This is a genomic window from Methylocystis suflitae (assembly GCF_024448135.1).
In the GTDB taxonomy this organism is placed as follows: Bacteria; Pseudomonadota; Alphaproteobacteria; order Rhizobiales; family Beijerinckiaceae; genus Methylocystis; species Methylocystis suflitae.
In genome coordinates, this window is the sequence record NZ_JAMRYX010000222.1 from 32501 (window position 1) to 49735 (window position 17235).

At 64.4% G+C, this 17235-nt stretch carries 17 protein-coding genes, 1 tRNA gene and 1 riboswitch; of the genes, 5 read left to right on the forward strand and 13 right to left on the reverse strand.

Annotated elements, in window-relative coordinates; all coding sequences use genetic code 11:
* Positions 1-122 precede the first annotated feature (122 nt).
* A complete protein-coding gene (locus NEI07_RS17000; RefSeq protein WP_256036197.1) occupies positions 123-2138 on the forward strand; it encodes a M23 family metallopeptidase in 2016 nt (671 codons plus the stop codon).
* A gap of 47 nt (positions 2139-2185) precedes the next feature.
* On the opposite strand, the gene NEI07_RS17005 is transcribed toward NEI07_RS17000, so the two are convergent.
* Together NEI07_RS17005 and gluQRS are read right to left on the reverse strand one after the other, a co-directional pair.
* Positions 2186-2452, reverse strand: a complete 267-nt coding sequence (locus tag NEI07_RS17005; RefSeq protein ID WP_256036198.1) for a phosphopantetheine-binding protein — start codon at positions 2450-2452, stop codon at positions 2186-2188.
* Between the two features lie 173 nt (positions 2453-2625).
* Positions 2626-3522, reverse strand: coding sequence for a tRNA glutamyl-Q(34) synthetase GluQRS (gluQRS, locus tag NEI07_RS17010; protein WP_256036199.1), 897 nt, complete (start codon positions 3520-3522; stop codon positions 2626-2628).
* A gap of 139 nt (positions 3523-3661) precedes the next feature.
* Between gluQRS and NEI07_RS17015 the strand changes: the two genes are divergently transcribed.
* Entirely contained in the window at positions 3662-4780 is a 1119-nt protein-coding gene (locus NEI07_RS17015) for a helix-turn-helix transcriptional regulator (RefSeq protein ID WP_256036200.1), read from the forward strand.
* Positions 4781-4830: 50 nt separating this feature from the next.
* Here NEI07_RS17015 and cmk read toward each other — a convergent pair whose 3' ends face one another.
* From cmk to NEI07_RS17040, 5 genes are all read right to left on the reverse strand, one after another.
* Entirely contained in the window at positions 4831-5457 is a 627-nt protein-coding gene (cmk, locus tag NEI07_RS17020; RefSeq protein WP_256036201.1) for a (d)CMP kinase, read from the reverse strand.
* Positions 5454-6800 (reverse strand): 3-phosphoshikimate 1-carboxyvinyltransferase, encoded by a 1347-nt coding sequence (aroA, locus tag NEI07_RS17025; RefSeq protein WP_256036215.1) that lies wholly within the window; start codon positions 6798-6800, stop codon positions 5454-5456. The genes cmk and aroA overlap by 4 nt, the downstream gene beginning before the upstream one ends.
* A gap of 114 nt (positions 6801-6914) precedes the next feature.
* Positions 6915-6989: transfer RNA gene (locus tag NEI07_RS17030), tRNA-Gly, on the reverse strand.
* 393 nt (positions 6990-7382) lie between these two features.
* The gene (locus tag NEI07_RS17035) at positions 7383-8384 is read right to left on the reverse strand and encodes a c-type cytochrome (RefSeq protein ID WP_256036218.1); all 1002 of its coding nucleotides are present in this window, start codon (positions 8382-8384) and stop codon (positions 7383-7385) included.
* A 4-nt stretch (positions 8385-8388) separates the two neighbouring features.
* Positions 8389-9489: a 2'-deoxycytidine 5'-triphosphate deaminase gene (locus NEI07_RS17040; protein ID WP_256036220.1), complete on the reverse strand. Its 1101-nt coding sequence runs from the start codon at positions 9487-9489 to the stop codon at positions 8389-8391.
* 100 nt (positions 9490-9589) lie between these two features.
* A riboswitch (SAM riboswitch) is annotated at positions 9590-9668 on the forward strand.
* Positions 9669-9745: 77 nt separating this feature from the next.
* Here NEI07_RS17040 and NEI07_RS17045 point away from each other — a divergent pair.
* Entirely contained in the window at positions 9746-10951 is a 1206-nt protein-coding gene (locus NEI07_RS17045; RefSeq protein ID WP_256036222.1) for an O-succinylhomoserine sulfhydrylase, read from the forward strand.
* A 3-nt stretch (positions 10952-10954) separates the two neighbouring features.
* Here the strand turns inward: NEI07_RS17045 and NEI07_RS17050 are convergent, their stop codons facing one another.
* The 6 genes from NEI07_RS17050 to NEI07_RS17075 form a co-directional block, all read right to left on the reverse strand.
* A complete protein-coding gene (locus NEI07_RS17050) occupies positions 10955-11092 on the reverse strand; it encodes a hypothetical protein (RefSeq protein ID WP_256036223.1) in 138 nt (45 codons plus the stop codon).
* A gap of 99 nt (positions 11093-11191) precedes the next feature.
* Positions 11192-11539, reverse strand: a complete 348-nt coding sequence (locus NEI07_RS17055) for a hypothetical protein (protein WP_256036224.1) — start codon at positions 11537-11539, stop codon at positions 11192-11194.
* A gap of 64 nt (positions 11540-11603) precedes the next feature.
* A complete protein-coding gene (locus NEI07_RS17060) occupies positions 11604-11828 on the reverse strand; it encodes a hypothetical protein (RefSeq protein ID WP_256036225.1) in 225 nt (74 codons plus the stop codon).
* 114 nt (positions 11829-11942) lie between these two features.
* Positions 11943-12308: a DUF2946 family protein gene (locus NEI07_RS17065; RefSeq protein ID WP_256036226.1), complete on the reverse strand. Its 366-nt coding sequence runs from the start codon at positions 12306-12308 to the stop codon at positions 11943-11945.
* Between the two features lie 147 nt (positions 12309-12455).
* On the reverse strand, positions 12456-14882 hold the full coding sequence (locus NEI07_RS17070) for a TonB-dependent receptor family protein (protein WP_256036228.1): 2427 nt from the start codon (positions 14880-14882) through the stop codon (positions 12456-12458).
* A gap of 147 nt (positions 14883-15029) precedes the next feature.
* Entirely contained in the window at positions 15030-15395 is a 366-nt protein-coding gene (locus tag NEI07_RS17075; RefSeq protein ID WP_256036231.1) for a hypothetical protein, read from the reverse strand.
* 190 nt (positions 15396-15585) lie between these two features.
* Between NEI07_RS17075 and apaG the strand changes: the two genes are divergently transcribed.
* Both apaG and argE read left to right on the forward strand, forming a co-directional pair.
* A complete protein-coding gene (apaG, locus tag NEI07_RS17080) occupies positions 15586-15978 on the forward strand; it encodes a Co2+/Mg2+ efflux protein ApaG (RefSeq protein WP_256036233.1) in 393 nt (130 codons plus the stop codon).
* Between the two features lie 9 nt (positions 15979-15987).
* Positions 15988-17145 (forward strand): acetylornithine deacetylase, encoded by a 1158-nt coding sequence (gene argE, locus NEI07_RS17085; protein ID WP_256036234.1) that lies wholly within the window; start codon positions 15988-15990, stop codon positions 17143-17145.
* Positions 17146-17235 lie beyond the last annotated feature (90 nt).

Here is a 17235-nt window from a genome sequence, read left to right on the forward strand (position 1 = left end):
CGTCGAAAGTTAAAGGCGCTGGAGAAAATGCCGGTCGGCGCAGGCGTCGACGACGTGCGTGGGAGAAGCCGATCCCTACGGCTCTCCCCGAATCCATAACTGAAACGCAACGGTTAGGTTGAATGGCATTGCAGATGACCGGCCGCCTTGTCCCTACGGCGCAAGGCGGCGCAGACTGGTTGGGCGACGAACCCGCGATCGAGGTTGATGGCCGTCGCCACACGCCGGACGACAGACGACGCGTCTCCACGCGCTGGCTCTCTGGCACGGTGCTGACGGGGCTGTCGGGCGCGCTGCTGATCAGCGCGGCCGCCTATACGGCGCTTGACCAACAGACGCGCTTCGCCGAAGCGCCGACCCGCGCTCAGACCGCGCGCGGCGCCGACGCGGACGAGCAGCAGAGCGTCAATCCCAAGAAGGGCGACCGGCTGATGCGCGCGGTCGACGTGGTCGCGGCCAAGCAGACCTTTCGCGCCGCGACCACCTCGCGCGCCGGCGACAAGGAGGTCGTGCGCAACCGCGCCTTCACGCGGGTCGCCGCGACTCTGGCGCTCGCGCCCTCGAGCTTTGCAGGGGAAGTGCCTCCCTATAATCCGCTCAAGCTCATGACCGACGCCCGCGCGCCCGAAAACGCCGCGGACGCCGATCTCGCCCCGGATCTGGCGGAAGTCTCGTTCGAGACCCGGGACCTCGCCGCCGTGACAATGACGGCTCAGAGCGCCCAATTGACGCTCGACGAAGCGCAGGCGCAGGTGATCGAGCAGGTCAAATCCAGCCTCGCCGCCGGAACGCAATCGGCGGCGCTGCCCCTGCCCGGCCAGATGCTGCTCACGCGCACGAGCCGAGCGGCGATCGATCCTCTCGCGCTCGCTTATGCGACGCCAGGCGGATCGCTCACGCCCTTCTCCGGAATCGAAGTGCGCATGGTGGCGGAAAACGTCACCATCGCGCCGCGCGATACGCCGCAGCCGACGCAGATGGAAGAGAAGCTTGTCGTCGTGAAGCGAGGACAGACGCTCGCCGACGTTCTGGATAGCGTCGGCGTGCCCAGGGCGCGCGCCGACGCTGTGGCCGCCGCCTTCAAGAACAAGCGCGGCGAACCGGTGCGCGAAGGCCAGCGCGTCAAGCTGCTCTTCGCCGACTTCGACGGCTCGGGCAAGAACATGCAGCTCGCCCGCATGTCGGTTTACAACGATGAAACGATCGAATCGATCGTCGCGGCGACCGACAGGGGCGCATTCATGCAGACGCCGACGGCGCCCACGTCGCTCGCCAACAATGACCGGTCGAAGTCGCGCAATGAGGTCGAGGACGATGAAGGCGCGATGCGCCTTTACGATTCGCTGTACGAAACCGCGCTCAAGCAGCAGATTCCGCGGCCGATCATCAATGAGCTCGTGCGGGTTTTCGCAAATGACGCCGATCTGCAGCGCGGCGTTTCCGGCGGCGATACGTTCGACGTCTTCTATGACGAAGCGGAGGACGGCGGGAGCGTGGGTCGCGATGCGCTGCTCTATGCGTCGCTGACGACCCGTAACGAAACCTATCGCTATTACCGCTTTTTCACCCCCGACGATGGGCTGCTCGACTACTACGACGAGAACGGCCGCTCGAGCCGCAAATTCCTCGTGCGTAAGCCGATCGCCATCGGCGAAACGCACTCCGGCTTCGGCATGCGCCGCCATCCGATCCTCGGCTATTACAAGATGCACACGGGCGTCGACTGGGCGGCGCCGATCGGCACGCCGATTCTCGCCGCCGGCAACGGCACGGTCATCAAGGCGCAGTGGGATTCGGGTTATGGGCGGCGCGTCGAGATCCAGCACGCCAACGGCTACATCACGACCTACAATCACATGTCAGGCTTTGCGCGCAGCGTGAAGGAAGGCACACGGGTCAAGCAGGGCCAGGTGATCGGCTTCCTTGGCTCGACCGGATTGTCGACCGGACCGCACCTTCACTACGAGGTGATGGTCAATGGCCATTTCGTCGATCCGATGCGCGTCAAGCTGGCGCGCACGCGAGAGATCGAGGGCCGGCTTCTCGCAGAATTCAGGAAAGAGCGCGACCGCATTGATTCGCTGATGGCGAAGGCTCCCAACAACAACGCGAAAGTGGCGACTCGTCAGGGCCGGTAAGCTTCGATCTCCGTTGCGGCCTCCGGGCTGGCCCGACAAGACCTCTCTTAGGCTGCCTGGCGCCATTCGTAGGCGGGAGCAAACTGGGCGGCGCGAACGCCCCGGACGATATTCTCTATCGTCGCCATCGTCCGGCGATTGAGCGAGTCGCGCGGGAATTCGACGCGAAACTCGCGCTCGATCGCGAGCAGCAGGCGGATCGCCGTATAAGGCGTCATTCCCAATTCATAGAGATTGGCGCGCGGCGTCAGATGGCCCGCCGGGATGCAGATCTTGGCTTCCTGATCGATCAGGCTTTGGATCGTCTCGAACATTTCGCTCTCCCTTGCCGCTTTCGAACTCAATGATCGAAAGCTACCCGGAGCCCGAGAAAATGTTCGTGCGCCGACACACAGGGAGAAGCTGGCATCGGCATTGGCATGACGACGATCGACCCCGAAGTGATTCTCGTCGACACATCGCCGCAGCGCGCATCGGAATTTCAGTTCTATAGACCCACGCGCCGGCGCACGTCGGCTGGCGTCCAGCCTTCCGCGCGCAGCGCGCGCAATGCTGTCGAGGCGACGCTCTTTGCAAGCTTCTCGCCATTCTCGTCCAGAACGAGGCCGTGATGCCGATAATCCGGCGCCGGCAGATCGAGAAGCCGTTGCAGCAGGCGATGCAGGCTCGTCGCCTCAAAGAGATCCTTGCCGCGCACGACGTCCGTCACGCCCTGCAGCGCGTCGTCAACGACGACGGCGATATGATAGCTCGCCGGCGTATCCTTGCGCACGAGGACGACGTCGCCCCATTCCGCCGGATCGGCGGCGATCGTCGTTCCCTGCGGGTCGTCGGCTGCGCCTCGGCGCAATGAAGGCGAATCGGCGCCGAACTCCCGCCATGTCAGCCCCTGCCCCGCAAGCGTCGACGCCCTGCGCATGTCGAGCCGCAGCGCGAGGCCGCCTTCGGCGAGGACCTCACGCGCCGTACGGCGCGGTTTGCTGCGACACGTCCCCGGATAGAGCGGCGAGCCGTCTGGGTCGCGCGGCCAGTCCCGCTTGCCAGCCGCCATCTGCGCGATGTCGGAGCGCTTGCAGTCGCAGGCATAAATGAGGCCCATCGCGTCCAGGCGATCGAGCGCGCGGGCATAGTCGCCGAAATGCTCGGACTGACGGCGCACGGGCCGCTCCCAATCGAGCCCGAGCCAGGCGAGATCTTCATAGATCGCCGCCTCGAACTCAGGTCGCGCGCGGCGCGTATCGATGTCCTCGATACGCAACAGCAAGCGCCCGCCGCACTGGCGCGCCAGATCGAAGTTCAAAAGCGCCGAATAGGCGTGGCCGAGATGCAGATAGCCGTTCGGCGACGGCGCAAAGCGGAAAACGCGTTCTTCCTTGGACGTCATTAGCCTGCTTGGCAGCCTACTTGGCGGGCGGCGTCTTACGCGCCGGCGGATCGACTGGTGCATTCCGGCGCCAGTGGACGAGCGCCGAGGCTTGCTTCAAAATGATGCGCTTAAGGTCTTTAAACTATTGGATTTAGGCATGCCAGATTTCGAATCGCTCGTCGACGACATCTACGAAGCCGCCGCCGACCCTGATTGCTGGCCGCGTATCATGCATGACATCGGCAAGGGTGTGAACGCCGCCGGCGGCGCCCTCATCGCCCGTCGGGCCGACGCATGGCTCGGATGGCGCTGCTCGGGCGCTCTCGAAAAAGGAGCGGACGCGTTCTTCAGCAGCGGCGGCCTTCAGCGAAGCCAGGTTCTGGGCCGGCTTCTCGCCTTCAATCGCGCCGGCTTCGTCGCCGATCAGGAAGGCTTTAGCGAAGAGGAATATGCGGAGGAGCCCGTCATCAAGGAATGGTGCGCGCCCAACGGCATTCATCATTGCTCGGCGACCGCGGTGCCTATGCTGAATGGCGATCTCGTGATGTTTCAGGTCAAGCGGCGAAAGGGAGAATCGCCTTTCGGTCGCGCGGAGCTGGACCGCCTCGACGCGCTGCGCCCGCATCTCGCCCGCGCCGGTCTGCTCGCAGCCCGTTGGCGACTTGAGAGATTGCGATCGGCGACCGAGGCGCTCGCGACCCTTGGCATTCCGGCGGCGATACTGGATGTCGAAGGTCGCGTGCTTGCGGCCAATGAGCTGATCGAAGACCTCTCGTCGCATCACGTTTGGCTGCCGCGGGACCGCATCGCGCTGATTGAGCCCGCCGCCGACAAATTGTTGCGGGGCGCCATCGCCGATCTCGGCAATCCTGCCGCAGCCTCGGTGCGGTCCTTCCCCTCAAGGGGAACTGGCGAGCGACCGGTGGTGATGCATCTGATCCCCGTCACCGGCAATGCGCGCGATCTTTTTGGCGGCGGATTGGGCGTGCTGACGATCACGCATTTTACGCGGCCAGCGGCGTTGGACGCGGCGCTGGTGCAAAGCCTCTTCGATCTGACGCCGACCGAGGCGCGCGTCGCGGGAGGTCTCGCCGAGGGACTGACGCTCGATCAGATCGCGGAACGTCACAAGGTGAAGTTGAGCACCGTCCGGAGCCAGGTGAGCTCGGTGTTGGCAAAAACCGGCGCGAACAGGCAATCCCAGATTGTCGCGCTGCTGGCGGCGCAGCCAAAAATTTGGCGCGCGCCGCTCGAACTCGAAGAGTCCCAGGCGTGACGGAACGGTCGGCTGCTGCAAGAAGCAAACATTCGAACGTGAGAGAGCTTTCAGCGCCGCGCCTCGGCGATCGCAAGCGCTGCCGCGAAAGCCTCCTCGATGTCGAGGTCGGTCGTGTCGAGCGTCACCGCGTCGGCGGCCGCCTTTAAGGGCGCGGTGCTACGGGCGCTGTCGCGGGCGTCGCGCTTTTTCACGTCGTCTAGGATCGCGGCGTAGTCGGCGTCTTCGCCGGCGCGCGCAAGCTCCAGGGCGCGGCGGGTGGCGCGCGTCTCCGGCGCTGCGGTGACGAAAATCTTCACCTTCGCGTCGGGGCAGATCACCGTGCCGATGTCGCGACCGTCGAGGACGGCGCCTTCCGGCCGCGCCGAAAAGCCCCGCTGCATGTCGACGAGCGCCGCGCGCACCGCCGGCATGGCGGCGACGACGGACGCCGCCTCGCCCATGTCGCGGGCGCGCAGCCGCTTTTCGTCGAAATCGGTGAGCGATAGGCTGCGCGCGGCCGCGACCGCCGCTTCGATATCGTCGAGCGGCAAGCCTTCTTCGAGCAGCGCGCAGGCCGTCGCGCGATAGAGCAGCCCCGTGTCGAGATGCGGCAGGCCGTAGTGCGCCGCAAGGCGTCGCGCTAGCGTGCCTTTCCCCGACGCCGCGGGGCCGTCGATGGCGATGACGAAGCTCACGAGAAGCGCGCTCCGAGTCGCTCCATCAGCGGGCGAAACGCTGGAAAGCTCGTCGCGATCATCGTCTCGTCGTCGACCGTGACTTTCTTCTCGGCGGCGAGACCCATGACCAGAAAGCTCATGGCGATGCGATGATCGAGATGCGTCTCGACCATGCCGCCGCCGGCGACCCTGCCGCCGCGCACGACAAGATCGTCATCGATGATCTCGCAATCGACGCCATTGGCTTTGAGCCCGGCGGCGACCGCCTCGAGACGATCCGATTCCTTCACCCGCAATTCGGAGAGCCCTCGCATGCGAGTCTCGCCCTTGGCGAAAGACGCCGCGACGGCGAGGATCGGATATTCGTCGATCATTGACGGCGCCCGCGCCGCCGGCACGTCGACGCCGGCAAGATGCGAGAAGTGCGCGCGAATGTCGGCGACCTCTTCGCCGCCCTCCTCGCGCCTGTTCTCCAACGTAATGTCAGCGCCCATTTCCTGCAGCGTCGTCAACAGACCGCTGCGCAGCGGATTGGTCATTACGCCTTCGATGACAATATCCGAGCCCTCGACGATCAGCGCGGCGACGAGCGGAAAGGCGGCGGATGACGGATCCGCGGGAACCCGCACGTCGCGCGCGATCATTTCCGGGCGCCCATCGAGAGTAATCTTGCGGCCATGCGGGCCGTAAGGCTCGCTCAGGACCGTCGCGCCGAAATGCGCGAGCATTTTCTCGGTGTGATCGCGTGACGCCTCGGCCTCGATCACCGTCGTCTGGCCGGGCGAATTCAGCCCGCAGAGCAGCACCGCGGATTTGATCTGCGCCGAAGCGACGGGCGTCTTATATTCGACCGGCAAGGGCTCGCTCGATCCTTGCAGCACCAGCGGCAGGCGACCGCCCTCGGCCTGTTCCAGAACCTGGGCGCCCTGCAGCGCTAAGGGATCGAGAATGCGCTTCATCGGGCGTTTACGCAGCGAGGCATCGCCGTCGAAGCGCGCGAGGATCGGATGGCCGGCGACGACGCCCATCATCAGCCGCGAGCCGGTGCCGGCATTGCCGAAATCAAGCGTCTCGGTGGGCTGCAGAAGCGAGCCGAGCCCGGCGCCCCAGACGCTCCAGCGCCCGTCCGCATGGCGCAGGATCTTCGCGCCGAGCTGGCGGCAGGCCTGCGCGGTGCGCAGCACGTCCTCGCCTTCGAGAAGCCCTTCGATCTTCGTCTCGCCGATGGCGAGCAGGCCGAAGATCAGCGCGCGATGCGAAACCGACTTGTCGCCGGGCGGGCGCACGCGGCCCGAAAGCGGCCCGGATCTATGGGCGCTGAGCGGCGCGGCGGGAGCGTGAGCATGGGCGGCGTGCGGCATAGTCGCTTTCGGTCGAGCGCGATTCAATCGCCATCCGCTTCGCACTTTTGGCGACGATGCTCAACAGCGGCGGCCAGCCTCTGCGGGCGGATTTTTGCGTGGTTGGCTGGAGATTGGAGCGGGCGATGGGAATCGAACCCACGACATTCAGCTTGGGAAGCTGACGTTCTACCTCTGAACTACGCCCGCGCCCTCCTTGTGTAACGCGGGAGGCCGCCCGTTTCAACGGCGCGGCTTCAGTGCGGGCTGGAGGCCAGAAGGGCTTCCCCATCCTGAGGAGCGGCCGCAAGTCGGGTTTGCCCGACTTGCGAATTTAATGTCGATCTCGGGCAGGCCCGAGATCGACTTGCGAATTTAATGTCGATCTCGGGCAGGCCCGAGATCGATGCGCGTCTCGAAGGACGAGGAAAGCCCTTCTGGCGCAAATTTTACCTCACCCTCGTGCTTCGAGACGGCTCCTCCCCAAGTCGCGCTTGCGCGACTTGGGCGTTTAGGTTGCGATCTCGGAAACATCCGAGATCGATTGCCTCCTCAGCATGAGGGTGAGGGTGAGGGTGAGGGAAGCGGGCCATCCTACTGGCGCTACTTCACGTTCGGATTCCGCACCTCCGCCTTCTGCTTCTCGATCTCCTTCAACTTCGCGCGGATCGGCCCATAAGGCCCGTATTTGTGCTGCTCCTCGGAGAAGCCGTCGGCATAGGGGCCGTAAGGCGCGTCAATCGGCTTTTGCAGAAGGTCGGGAAAATCCTTTTCCAGCCCCGCGCGATGGGGCCTCGGCTTTGAGATCATCAGCGCCGCGACGTCCCAGGCCTCTTCTGGGGAAAGCCGCGGATGCAGATAATCGACGCCGTCCGGCATGTTGGAATGAATGAAAGTCGCCGCCGCGATCAGCCGCGCCATGCCGGCGCCGTCGTTGAAACTGTCGGAGCCCCAGAGCGGCGGAAAGGCGTAGCCCGCGCCATGCCCCGGCAGGCTGTTCTGCACGCCGGCGCCGTCGACGTTGTGGCAGCTGAGGCAGCGCGCCTGATAGATGTCGCGCCCGCGCGCCGGATCGGCGGCGCGCTCGAGCTCCGGCACGGTCTCCCCCGCGCCGAGGCCGGAGAGCTTTTCTCCCTTGCGCACGCCGGTCGAGAGAAACTGGATATAGGCGACGATGGCGCGCATCGGCGCGGATGAAACCGGCAAAGAGCGTCCGTTCATGCTGCGCGTCATGCAGGAATTGATGCGGTCTTGAAGCGTGATCTGCGCGCCCGCGCGGGCGCTATAGGCGGGGAAATCCTCGGCCAGTCCGAAAATCGGCAGACCGAATTTCTTCACGCCGGCGTCGAGATGGCAATTGCCACAGGCGAGATTGTTGCCGGCATAGCGCTGCGCGCGGTCCGGCATGTCCGGCCCGATATGGGAATATGTCGCGGTGATGAGATCGCGCCCCTGGCGGATCATCCGGCTATGCGCGTCGTAAGGCAGCGCGTCGACTTGCGGAACCGACCAGAATTTCGCGCTCGACGCGCCGAGTTCTTCCGCAGCGACGGAAGTCGCGAGCAAGAACGCAAAGAGCGCGCCGCCAGTAAGCGCCTTGCGCATGAGATCACTCCGCCATGAAATGTTTCGAGAGTTTGAGCCCCTGCCCTTGATAATTCGATACGCCGCTTTGGCCGTAAAGCGCCTTTGGGGTTTCGGCCATGCGTTCGTAAACGAGGCGGCCGATGTACTGGCCGTCCTCCAAAATGAAGGGCACTTCGCGCGAGCGCACTTCTAGGACGGCGCGGGCCCCCGGCCGGCCGTCGGGGCCGGCGCCAAAGCCGGGATCAAAGAAGCCGGCGTAATGCACCCGGAACTCGCCGATCGCCGCGTCCATCGGCGCCATTTCGGCGGCGAGATCGGGCGGAATCGCCAAGCGCTCGTGCGAGGCGAGAATGTAGAAATCGCCAGGATCGAGAATGAGCCGGCCGTCGCGCGATGGCAGACGGTCCCAGTAATCGTCGATGCGATAGGCGCCGATCCGATCGACGTCGATCACGTCGGTGTGCTTCTGCGCGCGATAGCCGATAATTCCTCCGAACGCGTCCGCGTCGAGCGCGACGCGCAGCACGACGCCGTCGCGCAAGTTGAGCGGCCCGTCGACGAGCGGCGATGTTCGATGCAGTTCGGCGAGCGCAGCGTCGCCGAGCGTCGCGCCCTGCGATTCGCTCTGTGCATGCGCGCGAAAACGCAGTTGGTTCAATCGCGTGCCCGTGCGGACGCGCACCGAAAAGCTGCGCGGCGACACTTCGGCGTAGAGCGGACCGTGATAACCGGGCGCGACCTCATCGAAGCGGTCGCCGCGATCCGTAATCAGCCGCGTGAAAATATCGAGGCGCCCCGTCGAGCTTTTCGGATTGGCGGCGCCGATGACAGCGTCGCCGAGCGCCAGGCTTTCGAGAAGCGGCACGACATAGAAGCACCCGCGCTCCAGCACGGCGCCGTCGCCTTCAAGCGACATCTCGTCATATTTCAGCGCGGAGAGGAGTTCGTCGACGCCGCGCCGCTTTCCCGGCAGAAAACTGGCGCGCACGCGATAGGCCTTGGGGCCGAGCCGCAGATCGAGACTGGCGGGTTGAATCTGACCATGCGCCAAGGGCGCGGCGAGGCGGATCTGACCGGCCTCGGCCATCGCCTGAATCTGCCGGCTGGAAAGCACGCCGCCCATTCGTCTACGCCCCGTCGCCTTTCCTTTGCGCTGGCATAAGCGCCAAATCGCGCCGCCTTTCAAGCCGAGGCTGTTGACAGCTGAGGTCCCTCTGGCCTCTATAAGCGCACGTGGTTATTTGAGCCGGCCGGCTTGCCGCCACGAAAAACAACGCGCTAAAAGGCCGGGTCTCCCTAAGGAAGCCCCGCTTTTTGCGTAGCAGCGCCGTTCGGCGCGCATCAAGCGAATGGCGCGCCTTCGCGCCGAGGGAGAACCAATGTCCGCCGACGCCCCGCCCCGCAGGCCGCTCAAACCCGCGACGCAGCTCGTGCATGGCGGGACGCAGCGCTCTTCCTTCGGAGAATTGTCGGAGGCGCTCTACCTCACGCAGAGCTTCGCCTATCCGACGATGGAGGCGGCCGAGGCGCGCTTCAAAGGCGACGAGCCGGGCTTCATCTATTCGCGCTTTTCGAACCCGACCGTGGCGATGTTCGAGCAGCGCATGTGCCTTCTGGAGGGCGCGGAAGCGGCCCGCGCAACGGCGAGCGGCATGGCGGCGGTGACCGCGAGCCTGCTCGCCCAGCTCAAAGCGGGCGACCACGTGGTTTCGGCGCGCGCACTGTTCGGCTCCTGCCTCTATGTCGTCGAGGATTTGCTGCCGCGATTGGGAATCGCTTCGACGCTCGTCGACGGCGCCGACCTCGAACAATGGAAGGCGGCCGTCCGTCCTGAGACGAAGCTCTTCTTCCTGGAAAGCCCGACCAATCCCGGGCTGGAAGTCTATGACCTCAAGGCGATCGCCGACATTGCGCATGAGGCCGGCGCGAAGCTCGTGGTCGACAATGTCTTCGCGACGCCGCTCCTGCAAAAGCCCTTCGACTTCGGCGCCGACGTCGTCGTCTATTCCGCGACCAAGCACATCGACGGGCAAGGCCGATGTCTCGGCGGCGTGATTTTGGCCTCGCAGGCGCTGATCGAAGAGAGCGTGCATAATTTTCTGCGCCAGACCGGGCCGGCCATGTCGCCGTTCAACGCCTGGGTGATGCTGAAGGGTCTGGAGACATTGCCGCTGCGCGTCGCGCAGCAGACCGCGAGCGCGGCCAAAATCGCCGACTTTCTGGCGACAGAGAAGGCCGTCGGCCGGGTGCTTTACCCGTTCCGCGCCGATCACCCGCAGGCCGATCTCGCGCGCCGTCAGATGTCGGGCGGCGGCACGCTGGTGAGCTTCAACATGACGGGCGGCAAGGCGGCCGCCTTCCGCCTCGCCAATGCGCTGGAAGTGATCAAAATTTCGAACAATCTCGGCGACGCCAAGAGCCTCATTACCCATCCGGCGACGACGACCCATCAGCGGCTGACGCCGGAAGCGCGCGCGTCGCTCGGCATCGGCGACGGGCTGCTGCGTCTTTCGATTGGCCTCGAAGACGCCGACGACCTCATCGACGATCTCGCGCGCGGGTTGTGGGCCGCCGCACGCGCCTGAGCCTTACGGCTGCGCGCCAGGCCGCCTCTTGCGACGGGCGGGAATTCTCGCCTCCTGCATCGCGCATTCGGCGACGAAGTAGGACACGGCAAGTATGGCGCAAAGCGTCTCAAGCACGACGCCCGTGATCAATTCGTTCATCAGCATGCCCTCGGGAAAATTCGGACAATTCAAGCGGCGGCCCGCGGCGGCGACGTGAGAGGAGAGTCGACGCCGACGCAGGCCATTCGCGACGCAGCGCTAGGCCTCCGGCGGCGCGCGCGGGCGATGCGCTGGGCTGGGACGGGGCGTCGGCGCGACGCAGTCCGCCACCGTCCGCGCGAGCTTGAAGCTCGGGACGGGCGTCGCGCCGATCGGGCCGGGCCGCGCCTCAAGAGGCGCGAGACCGCTGCAAAACGCCTGACAGAGGATACAGGCGGAGCGATCGTCTTTGGGGCCCAGCCGCCCCGCAAGCGCGCCGGGTTGGGAGGCCCCCGGCGCGAAACAGATAAAGAGTTGAGCGACGAGACGCCCCCCGACGCCAGACTCGGCGACGCCGCGCGCGAGCGGCGCGACGGCAAAGAGCGACGCCGCCGAGAACAGCAGCATCGCACCAAGCCGCGCACGCGCGCGACGCAGCGAAGCGAGTCTGAACGCCGACGGAGACATCGGTTCAGGTCGCGTCGGTCAAAGGCCGCGAGAATCTCGCGCGGCGTTCGAGGTCGATGAGGCGAATGACGCGCTGGTCATTTCCACGCCACAGAGGCGTCGGCACGATGGCGGCGAGCGCCGCCATGCCGGGCGCGTGTCCCTGCGCGCGTTCCCGCTCGATTAGAGATTCGAGCGTCGCGCCGGCGACGACGCTTTCCCGGCCGCTCGGGCTACGTTTACGAAACATGGGCTCACTCCCGATCCGCCGCTTTGACGCGGCGTTGTCCTTAAGCTGCGCCCGATGTTGCGCGCGCCCGGAGTCCGGGCGAGAGCGCAAAGCGGCGCGGCAGCGTGCGAAGGATCAGGAGTTGGCGGGAGGCGCTCGCGCCTGTCGGGAAAAATCTTGCAGGCGGGTCGGCAGGGCGCAGTCCGCCACCGTCCAATCAAGCGCTGTCCATTGGACGGGCGCCTTGCCGAGATGAATGACGCGCGCGGCCAGCGGCGCAACGCCATCGCAATGGTTTTGACAAAACAGACAGACGTCGTGGTGGCCCTTTGCGTGGCCCGGCGCCTGCGATCGGTCGCTCGAGGCGACGTCGGTAAAGCAAAATTCGCTGACGGCGTCGCCGGCGCCCAGCCGCGACGCGACCCGCGCCGCCGCAGGCGCGAAGGCCTGAACGGTCAGCGCGAGCGCGAACAGCAGAACTGTCAGCCAGTTACGACGCATAAAGTCTCAAGCCTTGGAATCGGCGCGCATGCGGAATTCACATGCGCGCTTTGATGTAAGCAAAAAGCGAAGGCCACGACAAGTTAATCTTGGGACGAGCGCCTCGCCGCGGCAAAGCGTCTCAGCGGGATCTCCACCCCCACCCGATTAGAATTTGAACTTCACGCCCCCTTGGAACAGGCGCGGATTGCCGGCGTAGATCGACCCGGTTCCACTTTGCGCGAGCTGCGGATAGCCGTTCTGAACGACAACGCCATTCACCAACGCGACCGAGTTCGTGATGTTATTGGCCGACGCCACCCAAGTTCTGTCGAAGATGTTTCGCACCTCGAAATAGATCGCGAAATTCTTGACCGGCCAAAATCCCAGATCTCTATCGAAGTGGATATTGGCGTTGACGAGCCCATAGCTCGGGATCGTCAAGATATTGGCGTTATCGAGGTAATAGGAGCTTTGATAGACATATTCGACGAACGCGCCTAACCCTTTGTAGTCTCCGAAGGGCTGGTCATAGCCCAGACGCGCCGTCGCATTATGCGCAGGCACGTTGGGTATTTTGTAGCCTGCACGGTTAAAGTAGGCCGTCACGCCGCCAGCGGCCAGTTGCTCGTTGAAGTCGGTGAAGATTTGATTGTTATAGGAGTAATTCGCGAGTACCTTCCAGCCGTCGATCGGCCGCCAATCCGCGAGCGTTTCGATGCCGCGATGCGCTGAGCCCGGCGCGTTGAACGTATAGTTGAGCAAGCCGGCGCCAGGACTCTGCGCAATCTGCTCGTTCTGGTACCATTCGTGAAAGCCCGTGAGGCTGAAGAGCAGCGTTTCATTCGGCTTCCAGTCGAATCCGATGTCGATGCCGGTATTGCGCTGCGTTTTCAGATCGGTGTTTGCGCCCGGCCGACCTTGCTGGTTGACGAACAGCTGACCCGGATTGGGCGTGCCGTAGCCGCTCGAGGCGCGAAAATGCGTCAGCAGCTCCGGCACGATGCGCCAGGTAATCGACGCTTCCGGTCCGAAGTTCCAGTAGGTCTTGTTGGCGGTGACGCTCTGGAATGTGGCGATCTGCGCGAATCTTGGATTGGCGAGGGCGTTCACATAAGTGAATTGATCTTGCACCGCAGCAATCTTGGTCATCTCGGAGGCAAGGCCAAGGACCAGAGTCACGTCTCGCGAAAGCGCAACCTCCTCTCTGCCCCGAGCGCCGAGATTCTGCATCATGGCGTTCTGCTTCGCCTGGAGTGCGCCGGTCGCGCCGGTCCCGAACGGCAACGTATTGTTGGTGTAGCTGGTGTAGCGCGTCCGGTTGAAATAGAGGCCGGCGAAATGTCTCGCCTCGAAGCCGGCGAGCGAACCGAACTGCGTAATGTCCGTGCTGGCGTTTACTGCTGGCTCGTCCTGTAAGCTGGCGGTGCTGCCGGTCGGCTGAATGATGTTCTTGTCGTCATAAATGGCTTGCGTGCGCCAAACCGTGTTGTTGTCGAAATTATGCTCCCAGCGCAGGCCGAGCACGTCGCGGCGATCGTTGCGGTTGAAGCCGGCTAAGAAAGCCGTTGTCTGGTAGCTCGAAGCGCCAGAGGGATTTAGGCCAACGAGCGACACGTTCGCGCTCGCGCATAACGACCGATTGAGATAGCCGAGAGGATTTGTAGCGCCGAGCTGCGTCAGCGCATAACAGCCGCCCTGGTAGGGGTTGAGATAATACTGGTTCAGCGACAGACGCGACGACAGATCGCTATAGAGCTGGTTGTGGATAAACTTGAAAGTCAGAAGGTCGTTTGGCGTCACCTGCCATCGTGCGGTCGCGTTGATTGTTTGTGTGTCATAGCGATTGTGAAGCGTCCAACCGTCGCCGCGCACGTCACTGGCGAATATGGCGATGTCGACATTGCCGGTATGCTTACCGATGGCCGTGAAATTATTGAGATATCCGAATGATCCGAACTCGCTGCCGACCTGCACGCCGTCGATCTCCGCGCCGGTTCGCGTGCGAAAGTTGATCGCGCCGCCATTGGCGAAGTTGCCGAACAAGGCCGACGAGGGGCCGCGATAGACATCCACGCCCGCATAGGCGTGCGGATCGGTCAGATCGGTGCGCGACAGACCATCGGGCTGCGTGACGGAAAAACCGTCTTCGAGCATCACGATGTTGCGGACGCCGAAGCCATTGCGCGCCGAAGAGCCGCGAATCGAGATGACGATGTCACGCGGCCCGTTCCCTTGCTTGAAAGAAACGCCGGGACTGTATTGCAGCATCTCCCGAACGGAGAGCAGCGGCATATTCTCGAAATCCTTGCCCTGGATTGTCGTGAACGTCTGTCCTGTCGGATCACGATAGACGGGCAGCGCCAATTTGCGCGGGCTGAATCCCGGCGGTGCCGGTTGGGCAGGGTTCGGCGCGGCTGTGGTGACGCGCGCCGGTCCGCCAACCGGTCGTCCAACGGGACCCGGCCGAACGGGACTGCGGACGCCGCCGACGCTGATCGTGGGAAGCGCCTGCTGCGCCTCCGCGGCCGACGAGGCGAGTAAGCTGATGACGGCGAACGAGGCTCCTCCAAGGAGGCGAGAGCGACGGATCATGACGATGTTCCTTGGGCGCCGATGACAGTCGGCATAACGGGAGGTGGCCGCAGCGTTGAATGCAACGCGCACGCGGACCAGTGACGTGGAGGCTGCTTGGGCGGCAGATCGAGAATCCGAACGGCGCGCTCTTGCGCGCCCGCGGCCTCAGACGCGTGAGAAGGGCGGCGCCCGTGCGCTATGCGCGCGCGACGATCGCTCGGAGAGCGGCCGCACCGCGTAGGTGGGCGCGTCGATCAGCGCATATTCGCCCAGCGCCCCAACATAGTCTGAGGCTAACGAAATCCAGGCGGGCGGCGGTTCGCCGCATAGGAGGCAGGATTGACAGTTGTGCCGATGGCCCAGCCGGTCGTTGGGCGCGGACGGCTCCCCTGCGCGCACTTGCTGGCAATGAGCTGCAAGCGTCTCTTCGGGAGAGATCGAAGCGGCGCGCGCCAGCCCGGCTCCGCCGGCGACGGTCTGGACGACCATGGCCAGGATAAGCAGCAGCGTGCGAAGCGTCGTGAGCCGCATTTTGATTCCGGTCAAAACTGACAACCCACTATTTACAATTCACTGCATCGCGGATAGTCGCGGCGCGACGAAATGAGTCTGAAATACAATTGGTGTGTCTATTGGGCCACAGTCTGTGATCGTTTGCGCGGCGATCGGCGCCCAATCAAAAACATTTCACTTTGCTGGCGCCCGTTCTAATCTTGCATCCATGTACATCTCCATCACCAGAGACATTCAGGTCACGGCGCTTCCCGACTTTCTGCCGGATCGCTCAGACCCCGACCAGGATCGCTACTTCTGGTCGTATACGATCGAAATCGCCAATCTCGGGCGCGTTCGAGTGCAGCTTTTGTCGCGTCACTGGATCGTCATCGACGCCAACGGGCGCCGCGAGGAAGTGCGCGGACCGGGCGTCGTCGGCGAACAGCCGGTGCTGGAGCCCGGGGAGACGTTTCGCTACGCCTCAGGCTGTCCGCTGAGCACGCCTTCAGGGATGATGCAGGGCAGCTATCGGATGATCACCGACGCCGGCGAGACTTTCGACGTCGAGGTGCCCGCGTTCTCGCTCGACAGCCCCCTGTCGCGTCCGACCCTGAATTAGGCCGGCGAGATGGACCGCCTGGAAGGCGCGATCGACCTGCTCTCCCGATTGGTCGCTTTCGACACGGTGAGCTCCAAATCCAATCTGCCGCTGATCGATTTCGTCGAAGCTTACCTGCGCGAACAGGAGGTGCGCTTCGTGCGCGCGCCGAACGCCGCCGGCGATAAGGCCGCCCTCTTCGCCACGATCGGCCCCGACGCTGACGGCGGCGTGCTCCTGTCCGGCCACACAGACGTCGTGCCGGTCGCCGGGCAAGCCTGGAGCGCCGACCCATTCACGTTACGGCGTGACGCGACGCGACTCTATGGGCGCGGCGCGGTGGACATGAAGGGGTTCGACGCCGCTTGCCTCGCAATGATCCCGGAATTCAAGGCGGCGCAACTGTCTCGCCCCATCCACATACTCTTGAGCTATGACGAGGAGACCACTTGTCTCGGCCCTCTCGACGTCATCGCGCGGTTCGGGGCCGACCTGCCGCGCCCCTCAGCCGTAATCGTCGGCGAACCGACGTCGATGGAGGTCGCCGACGCGCATAAGAGCGTCGCCACCTATGTGACGCGCGTGCGCGGATTCGAGATCCACTCGGCCAATCTGCATCGCGGCGTCAGCGCCGTGCATGTCGCCTGCAAACTCGTGTGCGAGCTGGAACGTCTCGGCGAGGAGTTGCGCGCGGCTGGCGATCCAAGCGGGCGTTTCGATCCGCCCTTCTCGACCATTCACGTCGGCGTGATTCACGGCGGAACGGCGCGCAATATCGTCGCCAAGGACTGTGAATTCCAGTGGGAGTTTCGAGCGTTGCCGGGCGCGCCGGCGAATTTCGCTTACGACCGGCTGGAAAACTATTGCGAGGAGCTGAGGCGGACGATTTTCGTCGGCTTTTCCGACGCCGGCATTGAGACCACCATTGAGAATCAGGTGCCGGGGCTCGCGCCGCAGCCGGGCTCCGAGGCGGAAACCCTGGCGCTGCGGCTCGCCAAGCGCAATGCGACAATCGCCGTCCCTTATGCGACCGAGGCCGGTCAGTTTCAGCGCGCGGGCGTGGCTGCGGTCGTCTGCGGCCCTGGCCGCATCGACCAGGCGCACCAGCCCGACGAATTTATCGACATCGCCGAGCTGGCCGCCTGTCTCGAGTTCCTACGCGGCCTAGCGCAGCAACTTCGCGCGTAAGGATCCTGCTTTAGTCGCAGACCCACATCCAGGTCTGGCGGTAGGGATGCCACCGCCAGCAACGGCCCACGCCGTAATCCCACCAGCGTC